Consider the following 20,463-nt stretch of genomic DNA (forward strand, 5'->3'; position numbering starts at 1 on the left):
AACATCTCCGTTTCAGACACGTTGTAACACGACGCCCTTGAAATAATCGGTCTCCGGGACGCCGAGGCGGACGGGATGATCGGGGGCAGCGCTGAACACGGCTTCGATGCGGTAGTCGCCACCGGCATCGGCGGCGGCGGCGCGGAGCATCTCCATGAATACCGCACGATCGACGTGGTAGGAACACGACGATGTGTAGAGCAACCCGCCCGGCGCCAACAGCCGCATCCCGCGCACGTTGATTTCCTTGTAGCCGCGCAGTGCGCCCGCGACAGCACGCGCGTCTTTCGCAAACGGCGGCGGATCGAGGATCACGCGATCGAATTGCGCGCGTTCGCGCACCAACGTGCGCAAAACTTCGAACGCGTCGTCCGCCAGCACGCAGGCCGCGGGCAGCTCCGCGCGTAGCTGCGCGACGGCGGCCGCGTCGGTCTCCACACACGTTACGGCTGCGGCCCCGCCGGCGAGCGCATAACGCGCGAACAAGCCGAGGTGCGCGAAGCAGTCGAGCACGCGCGTATCGGCGGCGTGCGCGCGCAGATGGCGCCGCAGTTCGCGCGCGTCGAGGAACGCGCCGGTCTTTTGGCCATGCAGCGGATCGACCGCGACCGCGATCCCGTCGCATTGGCAACGGACTGGCAATTCCGGCGCGCCGTGCAACACCCCCACTTGGGACCGCACGCCTTCATGCGCCAGTCGTGCCGTGTCGGAACGTTCCACGATCGCGTCGGTGGGAAAAAGCGCGCGCAGTGCGGCCAGGAACGGTTCGCGCAGACCATGTGCGCCGGCAGTGCCGAGTGCCACCACCAAGACCGGTGGATAACGATCGACGATGAAGCCGGGGAGGCCATCGCCTTCGGAAAAGACGACACGGCACGGTTCTTCCGCTAAGCCGTATTGCTCGCGCAACGCCCAAGCGGCCGTTATTGCGCGCCGGAAAAATGCGGCGTCGATCGCCTCATCGGAGCGGCGCGTCAGCAAACGAAACGCAATTTCCGAATGAGGATTCACATAGCCGCGACCGATCCAAGCGCCGCGCGCGTCGTGCAAATCCACCACATCGCCCGGTCGCAATCCTGCGGGCAGCACCAGTTCGCTGCGATACGCCCAACAGTGTCCGGCCATGATTCGGCTCGGTCGTCTTCCAGGCTTCAGACGCAACGTCAGCATCGACCGCATCTCCTCACGAAACACCGAACGACGGTTCATCCAGCGTGACCGGCCGTCGACGGGCCTCGGCTTCGAATTCCTGTGGTGGCGGTGTGATCGGTTGATGCATGAACGTAATGAACGTGAGCGCTTCGACGCGCTCGTAGAGGCGGATTGTGCCCCACAATAACGTAATGAAACTCGCGGCCGCAAAACCGAAGCCATAGGCCGGCAGTCCGACGGCCAGCGTGCCGAGCGCGAAGCCGCCGTTCAACACTGCGAACAGGCCGGTCAGCACCAACGCCTCGCGTTGCCAGTCGAAGTAGAAAAAAAACGTCAGGATGATCAAGATGCCCATTTGCAGAAAGGCGCCGAGCAGGCCGATCCGGAAGATCCCGAACTGCGCGGGATTGAGCTGAAAAAATTCGCTGATCTCGAGAAAGAACAGGATGATCACGCCGGTCACGAGTCCTTGAAACAGCGCGAAGCGTCGCAATTGCGTCGTGATCGTTTCGCGGACGTTGGTCTCGTGCGCTCGGATCGTCGTGAGCGGCGCACGTTGGCGGATGGCGTGGTAGTACGACCAATACACGCGTACGAAATTGGTTTCGATCTGCACTAAGAAAAATGCCATCGACGGCACGATCGTCAGGAAGGCCAAAAACATCGGGGTGTCGTACGCGAAACAGACGCGGAGATTGCCGCCGATCGCATTGCCGGCGTCAGAAAACCAGAAGCACCATTTGTCGACCCAAATGCCGACCGTGTACGCCACACCGATCAGCGCCAGCAACGGATGGGTCTTGAAATAGCGCAGGAAGAAAAATTCCGGGCCGCGCGGCAGTCCGAATTCGCGCGCAATGCGCACGCTCAGGATCAGCCAGGTCACACCTTGCCCTAAGGCGAAGCCGAGCAGGAAGCCGTCGAAGCCGCGTTGTGTGCCGAACCACACGGCCGCGCCGTAGCCAACCACGCCGCCACACAGAAACGCCGCGCCGATCCATTGAAAGCTGCGCGCGGCGGAGAGGAAGAGCATCGCGATCCAGGTCCCGCTGACGGACAGCAACAACATCAGCAGCGCCCACTTCGTGACCACGGAGAACGGCTGCGACGTGAGATAGGCCAGGCCGACAAGCGCTTGGAGCGGAAAGACGCAGCACAGCGCGCCCCCATACGCCGGGGTAAAGCGGTCGAGTTGGCGCGCGTAGTGTTGATCGGCCAAATAGCGCGTGACGATATATTGAAACGGAGCCACGCCGAGCATCGATGCCGTATACGCGTAGACGATCAGTCCGAGCAGCAGTTGGCCTTCTTCCAAACTGACGTAGTGACTGAATTGCCATTTGATCAGCGCCAACGTCGTAATGACGATCAACATCGGGCCGGTGGTGATGACGGCGGAATACAAGTACGCGCGGAGCCAGTCGGTGTACGACTCGCCGCTCAACAGACGCTGTAATCGAAACCCGATGCCGGCCATGCGTTTCCACTACTCGAGCGCGGCGATGCCTTGCAACAACGATTCGGTTTGGAGTGGGCTTTGCTTGCCCCTGCGCACTCCTTATCGGACGTAGCCTCCGCTCACAGTCAGACAGGTGCCGTTGACGTGGGCGGCTTCGGGGGAGAGCAAGAAGCGGATCGCCGGGAACACGTCGTCGAAATGCGACAGACGACCGGCGGGGAGTTGGGTCGCGTCGATCGTATCCACGGTGTTTTCTAGAAATCCAGGCGCAATTAAATTCACCGTCACGCCGTCGCGCGCGGCCAGCTGCGCGTAGGCCTTGGTCAGCGCCAAATTCCCACTGACCGCGATCCGGTACGCGACCGAACGCACGCCGTGGTAAATGCGTTCACAGCCGACGCAGCCGACGGTGATGATGCGGCCACGCTGGCGCGCCCGCATCCGCGGCAACAGGGTTTGACAGCAATGAAACGTGCCGCTGAGCGTCGTTTCCAACGCCGCACTCCACTCCGATGCAGTGAGCTCCGGCAATGCGGCAGTGTCGTACCGGCCGGCCATGAAGACACCGATGTCGATCGGGCCGACTGTTTGTTCGATCGCCGCCACGCCGGTCTCAACGGCGGCGGTGTCACGGACGTCGAACGGGAAAAACGCCGCGGAGCCGCCCTGCGCGCGGATTGTGGCGACGACGGCGTCGCCTGCGGCACTCGCGGTCCGGCCATGCACACAAACGCGCGCTCCCATTTGTGCGAGCGCCACGGCCACCGCCCGCCCCCAGCCGCGCGTCGAACCGGTCACTAACGCGACCCGTTCGCGCCACATCGCCTCGCTTGCCATCGCCATGGCGGCGGCGTATAGCACCGCTCCGCGCTCCGCGCAAACGCTATGGCTTACGCCGTTCTCGCCACGATCGACTTTTGTTACGGCCACCGCATCCTCGGTCACGACGGCCCGTGCCGCCACCTGCATGGGCACAACGCACGGGTCGAGATCGTCGTCAGCCGCGCGGCCCTCGATCCGCTCGGCATGGTCTGCGACTTTCGCACCGTCAAACAGGCGATGAAACAGTGGATCGACACCCACTTGGATCACCGCATGGTATTGGCCACCAACGATCCGCTCGTTCCGCTGCTGCAGCAACACCAAGAGCCGCTCTATCTGCTCGCCACGCCGCCCACGGCCGAGACGCTCGCATACGAACTCTTTACCCAAGCCCGCGCGCTGGGCTTAAGCGTCACCGAAGTGCGACTCTGGGAGACACCAAGTTCCTGCGCGATGTATCGGGCCGGGGCGGATTGACATGGACACGATCACGATCCGCGACATTATCGTCGATTGTCTGATCGGCGACCTCGATTGGGAACGCACCCAACATCAACCGATCCGCTGCGACATCACGCTGGCCACCGACCTGCGTCCGGCCGGCAGCAGCGACCGATTGGCCGACACCATCGACTACGCCGCCGTCGGCAAAACGGTCGCGTCCGTTATGCAAGCGTCGACGTATTACATGTTAGAAGCACTGGCCGAGGCCATTGCCCGCCATGTGCTGCGCGACTTTCCCGCCCACCACGTTACCGTGACGTTGCACAAACCAGCGCACTTCCCCCAGGCCCGCGAAGTGGGCGTAACAATCACACGGCCGTGACAGCATTGGTCGTCATCCGGAGCGGCGGGCGCAGCGGCTTCGCTCAGAATGACGAATCTTTCCTCGCACGCAACTTTTCCTGCGATTTGCCGATACTTTAGATAAGGGGAGTCCATTAGTCAGTACTCGGTGCACGGCTCATGACGACAAGTCGGCGAATTCCCGGCCAATTCGGAGCGGCACGCCCCATGGGCGTCGGAGGACGGCCACGTCCAACGCGCGGTTCCGGCCTCTGTCACGCGACTGAACCACCGCGACGGGGAGCCGACAGACCACCCGCCGACGCCATCCCAGCGGCGGGACACGTCGCCCGCACGTTTCGGATAGCTGCTGGGCCGTCGGCAGCCGCAAGGGCCGTCCGCACTAGAGTCAATCATGCGCTCGCGCTGAACCTCTTCTTCGCTGGCCACGTGAAGGGCGATGGTCCGACTGCCGCTGCGCGCTGCGCCATGCCGGGACACGTCGCGGCCATCCGTGCGTTAGGCATCAGCGATACGGAATCCGACCGGTTTGCTGCGTGGCTCGCGGATCGCGGTTGGGACCGGGACGGTCAGTGGCTTGGCCCCGAGGCCGCGTGGTTGCAACGGTACGGCGACACGCCGTTGCATCGCGCCGTCATCGCGGCGCCGGACCTCTTTACTGTACTGGAGGCGATCAGTGCACAGGAACCGGCTCTCGGCGCGGCGCTGGTGGATTATCTGTGGGACAGCAGCGACATCACACCGCCGCCAATCGCACTGCGCGGACGTTCGGGCCTCGTCCGTCGGCTCGCCAGTTTGGCCACCGCCTACGTCGAACGGCTGCGCACGACCCTCGGCCTTGACCCGGAGTTCCCGGCGATGATGGCAGATTTCTGGCGGGACATCGTCACCCCACCTAGTCTCGGGGCGGCTCAACGCGCGCTCATCTCCCCCGCGGCGCAATTTCGTGCCGCATTGGAGGATCTGGATACGCGTTTTGCTACGATCGCAATGCCTCTCGCGACGATCCGTGCCCTCGACGACACGCTGCATGCAACCCAAGCCGCGGCCGACCTCCAGACCCTTGCGACCACACTGGCTGCGGCCCCGTTGCCCGGCATGGATCGCCTCGCCGCACAGATCCGCGCCATTCACGAGCGCCGCTGGGCGGACGGCACGACGTTGGCACTCCCCGCGCTCCCGGGACTCGCCGCGACCGTTGTCGGGCTGTTATGGAAAGCCACGCTGACCGAATTTCCGCAGGAATGGCAACTGGGCGAGTTACTCACCGAACATTTGCGGACGATCACGCCGCCATTGCCGGAAGCCGGACTGACCGAAACGGAGCGCGCGCGGCAACTGGTGCCAACACTGCATGCCTTTACTGCGCGTGTCGCGCAGGCCCGCGACTTACTTGACCTCGCCATCATTGTGGCCGAGGCCCCGATCGACCGCCTTTCGCACACGCATAACACGACGCGGAACGACGCGAGCGATGCGCTGCGGCGCGCTGTTACCCGCCCAGATGCATCCGTTTTGCCGTACCTCGCTATCTTCGGTATTGCCGACCGCGCCGCCACCCTGCAGGCCCTGCAGCCGCGCCGCGAAGTCACTCCCGCAGAACAGCAGCGCGCTGCATTGCTCAAAAGTCTGGAACGGAGTCATTCTGAATTGTTGCAGCGGGTCGACACGCTGGGTGACGCCACCGGCCATATCGGTGCCCATCCAGTCGAGGCGATCCGCACGGTTGTTGCGGACTTGCTCGCCGGAGAATTAATCTCGCTGTTGGAAGTCCCACGCGACATCCGTGCCGCGATTGACGCCCACTTGCGCAACGTTATTTCCGTGGCTACGCAATTGCACACCACGACGATGCAACCCGAAGACGGCCGCAATCCGCTGACCCACGAATGGTTGCGCGACAATCTCCCCGCGCAATATCGACTCGCCAAGATGGCGCTGGACGGCTGGTTGGAACGTGGCACGTTGCCGCCCCCGCCGGTCCACCTTGCCAAACGCGCGCGCGAATTCGCCCGCGACCACTGGCAGTGGGCCGATTGGGCGAGCCAACCCTTCACGGCGATTGTCGATGCGCTGCGCAGTAGTTTCGAAGACGAGGCCTATATCCCGTGGGCCGAACAGTTCTGGCAAACAGCCGATCCGGCCGCCAAGCGACTGGCGCGTGAACTCTATTTCCATCGCCAACTCTATCGCGAAGTCGGCACGGCCGCAGCGTACCGGCTCTGGCGTTGGATCGGCGCTAACGGCTGTATCGGCGAATTCGGCGTGGTCCGCACCCCGCGACTAGGCCGCGAGCGCCGGCTCGTCGCGCGCGGCGACTTATTCAACGTCGCGCCGAGTGTCGACGGCGAGGTCGAGGCCCACACCCATCCGCAGTTTCTGCAATTCACCGATCGCGAGGGCAGACAAGGCATCGCCGGAGTGACCGTGGCGGTCAACGATGTCAATCTCACGCCGGCGCCGAGCACGCATCCCACGCTGCCATCGGAAGGGGATCTGGACTACATCCACGGCATCGGCCGGCTGCGCAACGCGCAGGCGCAAGAGAGCGGAAAAACCTGGAACGGCCGCGTCACGCATGCGCTGCTCCACGAACACGGCGGAACGCTGATCGTATACGACTCCACACAGCGCCGTTTCGACCTCTATTACGCCCGCAATCCGGCGAATCCCGGCGATGAAGAATGGACCCAACAATGGGATCGTTTGCAGGCCTGGGCACTCGATCCGGGCGGTCCGTTCCAATACCGCCGCCCGTTTACTGTAGCCCTCCACAGCATCCAGTTCGTGGACGTCGTAAACCGCCGCATCCCCGCTGGCACGGTGTAACAACCCTCTCACGGCTTCCTCCTCGACAAGGCGAAAAGGCTGTGCCAAGAAACGCGTATGTCCAAAGCGATCCGGTGGCGACAACGCTTTCAGAATTACGCGTCGGCCTTTCGCGTGTTGGCACGGACGGTCGCGCTCTCGCCCCGATCGGAGGCGGAACGCGGCGGCTTGATCCAGTTTTTCGAGACGACGTTCGAACTGGGGTGGAAACTGCTGAAAGACTACCTTGAAGCGCAAGGCGTGGTAGCAATAAGCCCGCGCGAAGCGATCAAACACGCCTATCAAATGACGCTGATTGCCAACGGCCAAGGCTGGCTGGAGGCCCTCGAAGACCGCAATCTCATCGCTCACACCTACGATGAAGCCACGTGCCTCAAATTGGAACGGCTGATCGCGGACAAATATTTTCCGCTGCTACAAGCGCTGCACGACACCTTCAACAGCAAGGCGGAGTAATGGTCGATATGCATTTCGGCTTACGCCCCGATGAAATTGCCCGGATCCGGCAGGCATGCGCCGCGTTGCCGGAGATTGCCGAAGTCATTGTGTTCGGTTCACGCGCCATCGGCACGTCCAAACCCGGATCGGACGTTGATCTTGCGCTGAAGGGACATCTCGACGAACGGACCGTAGCTCGTCTCTCGGCCGCGCTGAACGAAGAGTTACCGCTCCCGTACTTCTTCGATGTCGTCGACTACCACGCGATTACCAACACCGCGTTGCGGGAACATATCGATCAACATGGGCAGCGCATCTTCCCCGCCGACGCGCCGTAACACGAACGGCACCGCGCCTACGAAACCCATGTTCATGTCCGCCGATCATCAATGCGGTACGACGCCGGCAGCAAGTCGGCGAGCCGCAACGTGGCGGTTTGGCCGGTCAGATTGGCCATCGTGACTTCCAAATCGGGCGCGTACTCAAACAGCGCCTGACGGCACGTCCCGCACGGCGGCAGCGGGGCATTGAAGTCGCCGACCACCGCAATCCGCACGAACTGCCGATGCCCCTCGGAGAGGGCCTTCAGCAGTGCGACCCGTTCCGCACAACAATGGAAGATGATCGACGGACTTTCCACATTGCAGCCGGTCACCACCACTCCAGCTGCCGTTTGCAACGCCGCCCCCACCTTGACTCCAGAAAAGGTCGGCAGCGCATGATCCCGCGCCGCCACCGCCGCCACCAACAATGCATCCATTTTACCTCCAGTGGGGACAGGTACCTTCAAATATGCGCCAATGCTGCATCCGAAGGTACCTGTCCCCATTCAGATGCACTTAGTGGGCGGCGCGGATGCGTTGCCATAGGGTCCGCGTTTGGGCCTGTACTGCGCGCTCGACCGACGGAGCCGTGACCAACACATCGAGCCAGCGTCGCAATCCGACCGTGTCGCGCCAGGAAATGATTTCCGGCGCCGGCCGGCTGCGCCCGCGGTTGTGGTAATTCCCGAGCGGCAGGATGATCGAACCCACGAGGTACCCCTCCAGCCGATACAGCGAGGCCTCCGTGGTCCCACCGGCCATCAACGCACGTTGATACGCAAACCCTCCAGGCCCGGCCGCCAAACCGTCCGCGGCCGCGCGTAGCCACAAATCCATGCGCGGATCGAACGAGGAAAACTTATCGCCGACCCGCAACACCGGACCGCCACCGATCGCCACTTTGCCGCCCGGCGCCGAACTGGCCTCCAGCACTACGATCGGCACGCCGCGTGGCAGCCGTGTACTGCGCACCAGCGCCGCGGCGCCGACAAACCCGATCTCTTCGGCGCGCGTGAATACGCCGAGCACGCACGTTCGCGCACGGGCGTGCGCCCGCAACCAATCGAGCACTACGGCACAATTGGCGATATTATCAATCGCCCGCGCGCGGAGCTGGTCACCGACCCGCCGCACCGGCTTGATGTCGAGCATCCCGAACGTTCCCGCCGGTACGGCATGCGCCAGTCGCGCATGATACTGTTTCTTCGCCACATCGCCGACGCGCACCATGCGTCCGTGCACTACGCCGCCAGCGGCCGGAAAAAAGCAAATCCGCGCACGTTGCAGTTGCGCCACCTCGCCGCCGCACAATCCCCCACGCACGCGCACTACGGCGTCACGGCCGCGGATCGATTCGACCACCACGCCGGGATGATCCATATGCGCCGTCACCGCCAAGCGCACGCGACCGCGGGCACGATTTCTCACCAACAAGTTGCCGAATCGATCCGCATGCACCACCAGACCATGCGACAGCGCAAACTGTCGCACATATTCTGCCACATGGTCTTCATGCAGCGGCGCCGTCGGCAACTGCAAGACCTCTTGCATGGTCCGCCACAGTAGTTTCTGATTGAGTGTCATCGCATTTCCCGTATGGTGCGGGGCTATAATGCACTCGCATCGGGAGAACAACCATTTATGGCTTACATCCTCACGCTGAATTGCGGTTCCTCGTCGATCAAGACCAAACTCTTCGACATGCCGAGCGAACGGCTCATCGTCGAACTCAACGTCGGCGACGTCGGCCTGAAACGCGGCACCTGGGAATGGATCGCGAACGGCACGCGGCGCCGCGGTCACGCGCGCTTCGCGCTGTATGAAGACGGCCTCGATTTCATCCTCGACCGGATCCTGCACGACACGGATGCGCCTGTCACAGCGACCGCCGACATCGCCGCCGTCGCGCATCGTGTGGTCCACGGCGGTCCACAGTACTGCGATTCGACGCTGCTCACCAAGGCCGTGGTGCACGGCATCAAATCCAACACGAAGCTCGCGCCGCTCCACACGCCGCCGAACTTGAAAGGGATCCGCGCTGCGCAAACGGCTCTCCCGCATTGTCCGCATGTCGCAGTCTTCGACACCGGATTCCACCAAACGATCCCCGACTTCGCCGCGACGTACGCCATCCCGTACCACTTCGCGAAAAAACACGCGATCCGTCGCTACGGCTTCCACGGCATTTCGTATCGCTACGTGATCAGCGAAGCGGCGCGGATGCTGCGGCGTCCGCTCCGCGCGCTCAAGCTGATCGCGTGTCATCTCGGCAGCGGCTGCAGCGTCTGCGCGATCGGAGCGGGCCGAAGCATCGACACCTCGATGGGCTTTACTCCGGTAGAGGGCTTGATTATGCGCACCCGCTGCGGCGACCTCGATCCCGGCGTGCTGCTGCACTTACGCACCGCGCACGGCTACACCGCGGAGCAACTCAATCGACTGCTCAATCACCAATCGGGATTTTTCGGCATCTCCGGCGCCGCGACCATGCCGGAACTGATCCGCCGCATGCGCGCCGGTGAACCTCGCGCCAAGCTCGGCTTCGAAATGTTTTGCTATCGCGTGGAAAAATATATCGGCGCGTACACCACGACGCTCGGCGGCCTCGACGGCCTGATCTTCACCGCCGGGATCGGCGAAAACGAACCCGCGGTGCGCGCCGAGATCGTGAAATGGTGCCGTTGGTTAGGCGTCAAACTCGCACCCCGCAAGAACGAAGCGGCCCGTGCCGTCCAAAGCGCCATCCACGCCGCCACGTCCCGTGCCGCGGTCTTTGTCATTCCCACCAACGAAGGCCTAATGATGGCGCGTGATGCGTACCAGTTATTGGGCCGTCATTGAACCGTGTGCGTCGGATCGACAACCGTCAGGAATGGGAAGCGGCGGAAGTCCTGGTCGGCGGTGATGATGGTCGAAATGCCATTCTCGTAAAGCAATGCGGCAATATGGCAATCGTGAATGAAGTGTCCTTGTTTGTACCCCGCTTTTTCCAGCACAAATTTCAACGCTGCGGGATGATCCGGCCCTTCTTGCAGAATGGCGGCGCCCGCATGTTGAAAAATCTTACTGATACATTGAAATGCCTCGGACCACGAGGCCGGTGTGGCGTACACACGGGGATCGGTCGCGGTCCGAATGAATTCGTAGAAAATCTGCCACGAAACGGCAAAACGCTTTTCCCCGCGCAAGTAGGGATCTAGGGCGTTTTTGACCTTGCGATGCGGCACGGCGCGGGGATTGGTCAGATACAGCCAGGCATTGGCGTCGATGAAAGCGATCATCGCTCTTCATCCCACAGTGCGTACAGACGGGCACGATTCGCAATATCCCGCCGTTCCTTCCCGAGATGGAGCGAAGGAAGATGTAACGGCGTTGCTTTGGTCGGCGACATGTTGGAGAGTCCGGCCAGGATCAACGTCCGTAATGTTTCCCGCAACGTCTGGCGGCTCTTGCGGGCAGTTTCCCGGATGCGCTCCAGTAACGGCTGCTCAAGGATAATCGTCGTGCGCGCATTCATATGTTAAAAACATATAATCTCAGCATATATATGTCAAGTTTCGGATATCGGCCCAAGCACGGCATTGAGGTGCAATTCCTTCGCTTTTTTTAGGAAGCAACTTTTTTGCCGGACCGACGATAACTACGCATATGCGAGCGCAGCGCGGACAATTGCTGTATCTCCCCCATATCTTGGACATGCCGGGTCCGTCGCGACTTCCGGCGCGCATCGCCGTCGGTCAACGCCGCTCACTCGAAGTCAATACGCGGACCTTTCTGAATGCCGCGCGGCCCGACCCGAAACGGGGAACGGTGCAGCTCGCCATCCCGAGGGCCGTCGATCCGGCAGACCGATTCGCGTATCGGCTGGACGTCGGCACGGTGGAGACCGCGCAGGCCCATTTGGTCAAGAACGCACTCGTCGCCGCGAACGCCAGCGCACGCTATTTCCTCGTGGCGGATGTCGTGGAGGCGTGTTGCGCGAATGAGCTGCCTCCCGCAGCCGTTCTCCCCCTCCTCAGCGAGGCGGGGCAACTATGGAGCGCACAGGGTGTCAGTCGCATGCTCCCGCTCCCGGCAACGGGCGGCGAGTGGACTTTTGAAATGTATCGGGCGGCGATCGCACAACGGGAGCTCTCGATGGTGGAATTCCCCAACGGCCACCGTATCGCCGCAGTCCCGGCCGTGACGGTCTTGCAGGCCCAGGACGGGCGGCACGTCATTTTCGACGATCACGATCCCGCACGATTAACAATCGACGCTGGATACTCCGGCCCGCGCGGGATGGCGGCCCTCGCGGTCACCGTGTTGGACGACGCAATCATTCGCACCCACCATTACCAGTTCGGCTTCGAAGGCCCGTTGCAGGGCCCCGCGTTTCAAAGTCTGCGACGTCGCCTTGATGTCACGGCGCCCTCTATCGCCGCGTTGGCTCGCGCCGTGGCCGAACGCATTGTCACATCCGGACAATATGCCGATATCGGCACGCTCGATGACTTGCCAAATCCCGCCACGTCGGCGCCTCGACAAGGGCAGATCGCACGCGGCCCATTGCAGGTCCTTTGGGGACAGCCAGCGACCGACTATGGGACGCTCACGGTCCTACTCGGCAATCCCGATCCCGCGAACGGCACCCTGTTGATGCCGCTCCGCGACTCGTTATTCGAACTACTTTGGCAACCGGTGCTGGCGGGCAATTTGACGTGAATTGCTCAAAGCACGCAACTTTTCCGCAAACTATCCGATAACTGAGACACTATGGCCCGATTCGTAAACGGATTCAGCCGCATCATCCGAGTCCCTCAAGGGGGTTATACGGTTGGTCCGGCATGGCGGACGACGTTGTCGATTCCACTGAGGTCTTCCGAAGGCGGATCAACGCCCTCCTCTTCCAAGTTGATGTGGAGCAGTGGTCAGCCCGTCGGAGCGCGCCGCGTCCGCCCTCCCCACTCTGGCCAGACATTGGCCGGCCCTGATGACAAGGCAACAGTCGGCTCGCCCGTCGTCAGCGCAGCACCTCAGCTTGATAGCACGCCGAACGCGGCGCTGCAGGCCTATTTCGAATGGGCCGAAGCGATTCGCACTGGACCATTTGATCATCGACACACCGCCCTGGTCTCAAAACCGGACGCCCTCTGGATCTACACGCCATGGTTTGCTGGCGGATGTCCCGTGCCCGACGCCTTAGTCCCACCATCCGGCCATCTGCGCGCTGGATCGCTCATCATGGCCTGCCTCTACTGCATCGAACGCGTCGCAATTTTTTCACACCCGATGCCGTTGCGCTATGGAGCGCGTTGGGAACAGCGCATCCAACAAGACTTCGCGCGCGCACTGTTCGACACCACCGTGACACCGCCACTCGCAGAGCATGTGGCCGACTTCCAACGCGCCGTGGCCACAGCCCAAGCCGCAATGCCGCCAGGAACGCGGAATCGGCAGACGTCGGAAACGGAGATGCGGCTGGCGTTCGGCGCGATGCATTATTTCCTGCTCCCGGACGAAAAGGCCTATTTGGGGTCACTTGCGGAGGGCGAACGAGTCCAAGCCGCGTTCGAGCTGCTGAATTACAAAGTTCAACTCTGGGTCTCCGTCTTACACACTGAATTACCGGTCTATGAAGCCGCTCGCGCCACTATCGCCCCGATCGACGCGCGCCGCGAACTGGGCAGCGCCGCCGAACATACGGCTGAGCTGGTCGACAGCTGGCTGAGTGCACTGCCGCCGATCGAATCCGATTGGCAATTGCCGACGGGCGAGGAGGCGGATCATTACCTGCGCACTAGTTACATGAGCATCATCGCCGGATTGCCGCTAGCGCTCAACCGCCTCACGGCCGCCGTATTTTCCCAGGTCGGGACCGATGCCTATCTGAACGCGTTTCGCCGCCGCTTCAACGAAGGCCTGCGCGGTCGACAGCCCATCGAGAGCAACTTCATTTATCGACAACTGCGCCGCTGGGTCGCCGCAACGTTAGTGCGAGAAGGGCTCTATCACTTGATCTACACCGCGCGGCAACTCCCGCACGAAGCGGCGATGACCCTCCCCACCTCCGGACTCGAGATCTGGGACTCGACATTCAGCGACGCCGACCTCGATGCATTGCTCGCCCAACTCGCCACCGATCCGCTCGGCGCTCGTATGACCGTCGACGCCTGCTTCGGCGACCCCTACGCCGCCGGCAGTCCCACAGAAGAGCCACCGCAGTAGGCAACGTCAGCCCGCAAACATAATTATCCGACACAAAACGCCTCCCACAATGCCTGTAGGAGTGCTTGAGAAGCAATTTGGCGGGGTGAAAATGGCGGGGGCACTACGAGGCTGGGGGGAAAAATGACAAAAATATCAGGAAAAACAACGGGGCGGTTTTTTGTGTCGGAGAACGCTTAAATACACTCAATCAATTCAATAGCTTAGCAATGCGGTCTCGACGAGCCCCAGCTCGTCGCGCGTCTGAAACTCGCGATGCAGGGCGCCGTCCGGGGTTTGGGGACCCAAATAGAATTTCGGCCATTCCCATGCGGCAGCGCGGAGGCGTTCCGTGACCAAGGCCGCGGCCGTCGTTGGATCGTCGTTGATTTCCGGCAACGGTCGGTCGCGCAACGCCGCGCGCACCCGGTCGCGCAACTCCAACACGAGACTGAATCCGAGTTGCAAGCATTGCACCAGCGGCCGTTCTACGAGCAACCGCGCAGCCTGCGGCAATGCCCCTTCGCTGGCGCATTCCAGACCGAGATTCACATAGGCCCCCGCCTTTGCGACGGCTGCGGCCAGGGTTTCCGGCGTAATCGCGTGGCGATCCGCGACCAGCATGCGATTCGCGAGCCGCGCCAGTTCGACCAAGCAGGCATCGTGGAGCGCCGCGTCTTCGAGCGTCGCCAATGCCTCGTGCAACAGCCGCGGCCGCGCCGCTCCCGTAGCGGCGAGGGCCACTTGTCCGGAAACCGTCGCGTGTTCCCGCTCCGCAGCCGCCATCACTCGTTTCGGTAGTCGCTCAAATTGTTCCCGCGTCAACCGCCGATACACGCCGATCGCCTCTTGCCATTCTGGAAATCCGCACTCTTCCAGTCGGCGCGTGCGCGCCTGATACGCCAATTCCTCTTGTTCGGACGAGAGTAGGCCGCAGAGCGCGTCCAACAACGAATAGAACATCGCCAGATCGTGCCGCGCGCCACATTCCAGCAACGGCCGCAGCACCGGATCGAGGCGCTCGTCGGCGATCTGAAAAAAATAGGCCCCATCCAGCGTAAACGGCGACTCCTCGCGAGGCCAGGGGATGGCATCCGCCGGATCTTCGTCTCCGACGCGGCGATACACAACGAGCCAGCGTTTCAACAGCAGCCCGACCCAGTCTTGATCAAGAGCGGTAAAGAACTCGACCATTTTCGCTTCGCCGGCCGCGACCATCATGGCGAGCCACGCCGCCGTGACCGTGGGCATCCAGTCGTCGCGTTGCCAACATTCCACATCCAGACAAAATTGCGTCTGCTCCGGCGTCGCCGCCGCAAGCAATGCCACCCCTTCCGACTGCCCGACCGCGCGGATCGTGAGCCACAGATCTTGCGGCGGCATCGCGTGGACCAGCGCAGGCAGATCCAGGGCCAATTCGCACGCCAGCCAACGTTCGGCCGGCGGCAGGCGCAGCGTATAACGGAGCTGTTCCGCGGGACTCAGCCGATGGAACGCCCGCTGCGCCAACACCAAATCGCGTTGCCGTAGTTCCACCGGATCGAGGTCGATGATTTCGCTGTTCGCCATAGAACGCGGCTGTAGCAAAAACCCCATGCCGCGGCCAGGATTTCCATAAATGACGCCGCGAGGCTACCGCCCCCCTCTCCCCTTGGGGAGGCTAAGGGCGCAGCGGCCTGAGCCGCTGCATGGCCCGCAGCAGCGGTTACAGCAATGCGACGAACAGGAGCATTGCTCACCATTGCAGTTGGGTGAGGGGGAGGCGCATCAAGGCCATCCCAAATAAATTGACAGTTCAGGACCAGCGGTCTAATCGCCGGTTTTTCGTTCATACCTCGTCAAGGAGTAAGGACCGCGAAGCGATAGCGGAGCGATGGTCCGCGGTAGTTACGATTGCAATGCGACCGAGCAGGGAGCATTGCGCACCTACAGGAGAAGATCATGCCTCATCCATCGGTCAAGAAAGTCGTCCTCGCGTATTCCGGCGGACTCGACACCTCGATCATCATCCCGTGGCTGAAAGAACATTATCAGTGCGACGTGATCGCGTTCGCCGCCGACATCGGCCAAGGCGAGGAATTGAGCGGCCTCGAAGCCAAGGCGTTGCGCACCGGAGCCAGTCGCTGCGTCATCCAAGATCTGCGCGAGGAATTTTGCACCGATTATTTGTTCCCGATGCTCCAAGCCGGCGCGGTCTATGAACGCAAATATCTGCTCGGCACCGCGATCGCGCGGCCGCTGATCGCCAAACGGATGATGGACCTGGTCGAGGCCACGGGCGCAGACGCGGTCGCGCACGGCTGCACCGGCAAAGGGAACGACCAAGTCCGTTTCGAACTCACCTGTAAGGCCTACGATCCGACCGTGCGGATCATCGCGCCGTGGCGCGAATGGTCGATCCGCTCGCGGGAAGACGCGCTCCGCTACGCGCAAGAGCACAACATCCCTGTCAGTTCCGCGCCGAACAAACTGTACAGCCACGATCGCAATCTCTGGCACCTCTCCAGCGAAGGTGGCATCTTGGAAGACCCGTGGAATGCGCCGCCGAAGGACTTGTTCCAGCTCACGATCGATCCGCTCGATGCGCCGAATACGCCCGAGACCGTGGAGATTGAATTCGTCGGAGGGCGTCCGGTCGGCTTAAACGGCCAACGTCTCCCCCCGGTCGCACTGCTCGAACAACTGAACGCGCTCGGCGGGCGCCACGGCGTCGGTCGCGTCGACATCGTCGAAAACCGCTTAGTCGGCATGAAGTCGCGCGGCGTCTATGAAACGCCCGGCGGCACGATCCTGTACGCCGCGCACCAAGCGCTCGAGCGTTTAGTCCTCGACGCCGCCACGCTCCATTTCAAGGAATCGATCGCGCCGAAATATGCCGAGCTGATTTACAACGGCCTCTGGTTCACGCCGCTGCGCGAGGCGATCGACGCGTTCGTCCAGGAGACGCAGAAGAACGTCGCCGGCACGGCGCGGATTCAGCTCTATAAAGGATCGTGCGCGGTCCTCGGCCGCAAATCGCCATATTCGCTCTATCGCGAGGACTTTGCGACGTTCGGCGAAGACGACGTCTATAACCAAAAGGACGCGGAAGGCTTCATCAACTTGTTCGGCCTGCCGCTGAAAGTGCGCGCTTTAATCGAGCAAAGCGGCGACGAAACGCTGAAGGGCTATCAGCCGCCGAAGTACAGCAAGTTCAAGCGGGATTGATGACTCCTGCGGCGAGCCGCGAGATTTCCACCCCCCTCTCCCTTTGGGGAGGGTAAGGACGCAGCGACTTGAGTCGCTGCATGGTCCGCGGCAGCGATGGTAGCAAGGCGACGAGCAGGAGCATTGCTCACCATTGTCAATGGGTGAGGGGGAGAGTCACCGTATGACCCTCTGGCACGGACGATTCAGCGGGACGATGAGCGACGCCATGCGCGCGTTGAATCATTCGCTCGCGATCGACATCCGCTTGCTGCCGTACGATTTGGCGGTCAACCGCGCCTGGGCGCAAGAACTTGCGCAGATCGGCATTCTGACAGCTGCGGAACTGCAAGCCATCGAACGCGGGATCGACCAACTTGCGCAGGAACCGGCAACAATCACGTCGGACGAGGATGTGCATTCATTAGTCGAACGGCGGCTTACGGAAATCGTCGGAGCGGCCGGTGCGAAGATCCACACCGGACGGAGCCGGAACGATCAAGTCATGACTGATCTGCGGCTCTATTTGAAAGACGCCTGCGCTGGGCTGCAACGGGCGATGTGCGACACCGTCACCGTGCTCTGCGATCGTGCCGAAGAATATCGCGACACGGTCCTGCCCGGCTACACCCATTTGCAACAGGCCCAACCGATTGCGTTGGGCCACTATCTCTTGAGCGCCGCGACCAGTCTGCGCGACGATGCCGGACGGCTCCGCGACGCCGCCGCGCGGTTCGACGCCTGTCCGCTCGGCTCCGGTGCGCTCGCGGGAAGTGCCTATCCTATCGATCGCGCCCGCGTGGCGCGGGCGCTCGGCTTCGCAGCCGCCACACCGAACAGCCTCACGGCCACCAGCATGCGCGACGAATGTCTGGAAGTCGCGTCGGCCTGCGCGATTTGCATGACCCACTTGAGCCGGTACGCGGAAGACGCCGTCCTCTGGTCGAGTCAAGAATTCCGCTTCGTCACGTTCGCGGACACGGTCACGACCGGCAGCTCGATGATGCCGCAGAAGAAAAATCCCGACGCGATGGAACTGATTCGCGGCAAGACCGCGCGCGTGATCGGCCAACTGCAAACGCTCTTTACTCTGGTAAAGGGGTTGCCGCTCGCGTACGCGCGCGACTTGCAGGAAGACAAACCCGCGTTGTTTGACTGCCTCGACCAAACGCATCTGTGTCTCACGGTGTTCGCGGAAGCCGTCCGCACCGCCGCGTACCACGCGGATCGGATGCGCGCCGCACTCGACCCGATGCTCTATGCGACCGATCTGGCCGATGACTTGGTCCGCAAAGGGCTCCCGTTCCGCGAGGCCCACGCGGTCGTCGGCCGCTTGGTCCGCGAGGCGCTCGCGGCCGGCCGCGCACTCACTGCATACAACGTGACAGAACTCCAAACCTACTCGCCGCTCTTCGACGCCGACACCCTCGCCTGCTGCAACCCCACCGCGAGCCTCGCGCGTCGCAACCTCTGCGGCGGTACCGGCCCGGACTCGGTCGCCGCACAGTTGCACGATTGCCGCGCGTGGTTGCAAGCAGAACGCACCAGGCTAGGCTAGCCCATGCGTCTCCGACTCCGAGTCACTCTGCATCGCTCGCTATTTTGTTGCATACTCAGCACGACACTGTGCCTCTTGAGTGGCCGCGCCTCGGCGGAGGCGGCGGATCGGCCGGATCGGGTCCCGGACGTGGCTGCGCCGGCCCCGGAGGCCACGCCATCGCCGGTACCGATCGCCACGATTCGCTTGATCATCAACATCCCCGCGCGCGAATTGCGGGTGATCGATCAAGGACAGCTCACGACGACGTATCCCGTCGCCGTCGGTCAGCCGAAATACCGCAGCATCGTGATGAGCGAATTGATCCAGCGCATCGAGTGGAATCCGGTGTGGTATCCGCCGAAGAGCGAATGGGCGAAGGATGCGGTCGAAACGCCGCCGGGCCCGAACAATCCGTTAGGCGTCGTGAAGCTGCCGATCAGTCGCGGCATCTTAATCCACGGGACCAATAACGCGTCCAGCGTCGGCCGATCCGTGTCGCATGGGTGTTTCCGGATGCGCAATCCGGACGCCGCCGCGTTAGCGTGGCTGCTGCAAAGTCGCTTCTCCGACAAGACCGACCCGAACCTCCCGGCGACGTACGCCAAACATCGGCGCCGCACCTTTGTGGTCGCGCTGTTCGAGGCGGTCCCGGTCGATATCGTCTACGAGCCGATCGAAGTGCGCGGCGACACGCTCTATCTCTATCCCGACGTCTACGGTCGCGTGGCGCACTGGGAAGAGGCGGTCCGCGCGCAACTGACGGCCGCCGGAATCGATGTCAGCGCCGTGCCCTCGACCGCGTTCCGCCAACTCCGAGTGCGCTTACGGAAAGGGAAGGTCGTCATCCCGATTGCCGAATTGCTCACTGTTTCTTGAAATAAAATTCGTTCGAATACATGGCCGGATCGGCCGTGCGGTGAAATCGGTATTTGCCGTACGCGAATTGCGGCGCGCGCAGCGTGATCGTCTCGTGCGCGGGAGCGCGCTGCACGACGCGCCAGATGCCGCGATGATAATACTCCAACGCCAGCTCGCTCTCCATCACTCCGGTCCAGCCCGCGTTCTCCGCCACTCCTAGCGGGACAGGCTCGCCGCTGCGATACGTATTCCGATCGGTCACGTAGACGATCGTCCCCTCGCCCACGAGTTTGCGCGCGCCGGCCCGTTCTTCCCAGCTGCGCATCGGGCCGAGATCGACGTGCACGAAATTGAGGCTGGGGTAAAACCCCACGCCGCCACAGCCGAGCGCGCGGGCGTAATCGCGTAACGCCATTTCGCTGATCTCGTCGAAGTGGATATCGGCGGCCAAGCCCTTCAGATGCTGGCTTTCGCGCGCGACCGCATGCCCGCTCGTCTTCAGCCGGCCGTTGTAGGCCGGTGATCGATAGCCGGAAATAATTTCTACCGTATCGGCGCCGAAATGATCCTGGATCTGATCGAGCAATGCGATCAGCCGCAGATCGATCGTGGCCTCCACGCCGTCCGGAGAGCGCAACGCGTGTCGGATCTTGGCCAGTCCGGTGGCGTCCATTTGGTCGCTATGTCGATAGGTCACTTCGATCAGCGTCTGATGCGGATAGCTGTAGAGGACCAGTTTCCCGTCGCCGCCGAGCGGCGCGCACGCCCACGCGGTGTGCCCGATGAAGAGTGCGAAGAGACAGAGGCAAGACCAACATGTTCGCATGGTGCCTTGCTATCTACTCTGATTGCGCGCGGCAATG

Annotated in this window: 20 protein-coding genes; 11 read left to right on the forward strand and 9 right to left on the reverse strand. The window is 62.4% G+C overall.

Features of this window, described 5'->3' with window-relative positions; translation table 11 throughout:
- Positions 1 to 12: 12 nt before the first annotated feature.
- The 3 genes from HY696_02150 to HY696_02160 form a co-directional block, all read right to left on the reverse strand.
- Positions 13 to 1,209, reverse strand: a complete 1,197-nt coding sequence (locus tag HY696_02150) for a class I SAM-dependent rRNA methyltransferase (protein ID MBI4237204.1) — start codon at positions 1,207 to 1,209, stop codon at positions 13 to 15.
- Complete coding sequence (gene pelG, locus HY696_02155) at positions 1,184 to 2,629, reverse strand: exopolysaccharide Pel transporter PelG (GenBank protein MBI4237205.1); 1,446 nt, start codon at positions 2,627 to 2,629, stop codon at positions 1,184 to 1,186. The genes HY696_02150 and pelG overlap by 26 nt, the downstream gene beginning before the upstream one ends.
- A gap of 81 nt (positions 2,630 to 2,710) precedes the next feature.
- The gene (locus HY696_02160) at positions 2,711 to 3,454 is read right to left on the reverse strand and encodes an SDR family oxidoreductase (GenBank protein ID MBI4237206.1); all 744 of its coding nucleotides are present in this window, start codon (positions 3,452 to 3,454) and stop codon (positions 2,711 to 2,713) included.
- A 42-nt stretch (positions 3,455 to 3,496) separates the two neighbouring features.
- On the opposite strand from HY696_02160, the gene HY696_02165 reads away from it, so the two are divergent.
- The 5 genes from HY696_02165 to HY696_02185 all read left to right on the forward strand — a co-directional run bounded on the left by HY696_02165 (position 3,497) and on the right by HY696_02185 (position 7,845).
- On the forward strand, positions 3,497 to 3,910 hold the full coding sequence (locus tag HY696_02165) for a 6-carboxytetrahydropterin synthase (GenBank protein MBI4237207.1): 414 nt from the start codon (positions 3,497 to 3,499) through the stop codon (positions 3,908 to 3,910).
- A gap of 1 nt (position 3,911) precedes the next feature.
- Positions 3,912 to 4,259: a dihydroneopterin aldolase gene (gene folB, locus HY696_02170; GenBank protein ID MBI4237208.1), complete on the forward strand. Its 348-nt coding sequence runs from the start codon at positions 3,912 to 3,914 to the stop codon at positions 4,257 to 4,259.
- A 140-nt stretch (positions 4,260 to 4,399) separates the two neighbouring features.
- Positions 4,400 to 7,069, forward strand: coding sequence for a hypothetical protein (locus tag HY696_02175; GenBank protein ID MBI4237209.1), 2,670 nt, complete (start codon positions 4,400 to 4,402; stop codon positions 7,067 to 7,069).
- 57 nt (positions 7,070 to 7,126) lie between these two features.
- Positions 7,127 to 7,525, forward strand: coding sequence for a nucleotidyltransferase substrate binding protein (locus HY696_02180; GenBank protein MBI4237210.1), 399 nt, complete (start codon positions 7,127 to 7,129; stop codon positions 7,523 to 7,525).
- Between the two features lie 8 nt (positions 7,526 to 7,533).
- On the forward strand, positions 7,534 to 7,845 hold the full coding sequence (locus HY696_02185; GenBank protein MBI4237211.1) for a nucleotidyltransferase domain-containing protein: 312 nt from the start codon (positions 7,534 to 7,536) through the stop codon (positions 7,843 to 7,845).
- Between the two features lie 32 nt (positions 7,846 to 7,877).
- On the opposite strand, the gene HY696_02190 is transcribed toward HY696_02185, so the two are convergent.
- Positions 7,878 to 8,267, reverse strand: coding sequence for a cytidine deaminase (locus HY696_02190; protein ID MBI4237212.1), 390 nt, complete (start codon positions 8,265 to 8,267; stop codon positions 7,878 to 7,880).
- A gap of 79 nt (positions 8,268 to 8,346) precedes the next feature.
- Positions 8,347 to 9,414, reverse strand: a complete 1,068-nt coding sequence (locus HY696_02195; GenBank protein ID MBI4237213.1) for a hypothetical protein — start codon at positions 9,412 to 9,414, stop codon at positions 8,347 to 8,349.
- Between the two features lie 57 nt (positions 9,415 to 9,471).
- Between HY696_02195 and HY696_02200 the strand changes: the two genes are divergently transcribed.
- Positions 9,472 to 10,671 carry an acetate kinase gene (locus tag HY696_02200; GenBank protein ID MBI4237214.1) on the forward strand — a complete coding sequence of 400 codons (1,200 nt, stop codon included), beginning with the start codon at positions 9,472 to 9,474 and terminating at the stop codon, positions 10,669 to 10,671.
- On the opposite strand, the gene HY696_02205 is transcribed toward HY696_02200, so the two are convergent.
- Together HY696_02205 and HY696_02210 are read right to left on the reverse strand one after the other, a co-directional pair.
- Complete coding sequence (locus HY696_02205) at positions 10,665 to 11,111, reverse strand: PIN domain-containing protein (protein ID MBI4237215.1); 447 nt, start codon at positions 11,109 to 11,111, stop codon at positions 10,665 to 10,667. The genes HY696_02200 and HY696_02205 overlap by 7 nt on opposite strands.
- Positions 11,108 to 11,347 (reverse strand): hypothetical protein, encoded by a 240-nt coding sequence (locus HY696_02210; protein ID MBI4237216.1) that lies wholly within the window; start codon positions 11,345 to 11,347, stop codon positions 11,108 to 11,110. Before HY696_02210 ends, HY696_02205 begins: the two co-directional genes overlap by 4 nt.
- Before the next feature lie 131 nt (positions 11,348 to 11,478).
- On the opposite strand from HY696_02210, the gene HY696_02215 reads away from it, so the two are divergent.
- Positions 11,479 to 12,534 carry a hypothetical protein gene (locus tag HY696_02215; protein ID MBI4237217.1) on the forward strand — a complete coding sequence of 352 codons (1,056 nt, stop codon included), beginning with the start codon at positions 11,479 to 11,481 and terminating at the stop codon, positions 12,532 to 12,534.
- A gap of 51 nt (positions 12,535 to 12,585) precedes the next feature.
- Complete coding sequence (locus HY696_02220) at positions 12,586 to 14,037, forward strand: hypothetical protein (protein MBI4237218.1); 1,452 nt, start codon at positions 12,586 to 12,588, stop codon at positions 14,035 to 14,037.
- Between the two features lie 195 nt (positions 14,038 to 14,232).
- Here the strand turns inward: HY696_02220 and HY696_02225 are convergent, their stop codons facing one another.
- Entirely contained in the window at positions 14,233 to 15,585 is a 1,353-nt protein-coding gene (locus tag HY696_02225) for a hypothetical protein (protein MBI4237219.1), read from the reverse strand.
- Positions 15,586 to 15,957: 372 nt separating this feature from the next.
- Here HY696_02225 and HY696_02230 point away from each other — a divergent pair, with 372 nt between their 5' ends.
- From HY696_02230 to HY696_02240, 3 genes are all read left to right on the forward strand, one after another.
- A complete protein-coding gene (locus HY696_02230; protein ID MBI4237220.1) occupies positions 15,958 to 17,223 on the forward strand; it encodes an argininosuccinate synthase in 1,266 nt (421 codons plus the stop codon).
- A gap of 163 nt (positions 17,224 to 17,386) precedes the next feature.
- Entirely contained in the window at positions 17,387 to 18,760 is a 1,374-nt protein-coding gene (gene argH, locus HY696_02235; protein MBI4237221.1) for an argininosuccinate lyase, read from the forward strand.
- 3 nt (positions 18,761 to 18,763) lie between these two features.
- A complete protein-coding gene (locus HY696_02240) occupies positions 18,764 to 19,618 on the forward strand; it encodes a L,D-transpeptidase (GenBank protein ID MBI4237222.1) in 855 nt (284 codons plus the stop codon).
- Here the strand turns inward: HY696_02240 and HY696_02245 are convergent.
- On the reverse strand, positions 19,605 to 20,426 hold the full coding sequence (locus HY696_02245) for a YcbK family protein (protein ID MBI4237223.1): 822 nt from the start codon (positions 20,424 to 20,426) through the stop codon (positions 19,605 to 19,607). The two genes, HY696_02240 and HY696_02245, sit on opposite strands and share 14 nt — an antisense overlap.
- Between the last annotated feature and the right edge of the window lie 37 nt (positions 20,427 to 20,463).

Source organism: Deltaproteobacteria bacterium (assembly GCA_016210045.1).
GTDB lineage: Bacteria > UBA10199 > UBA10199.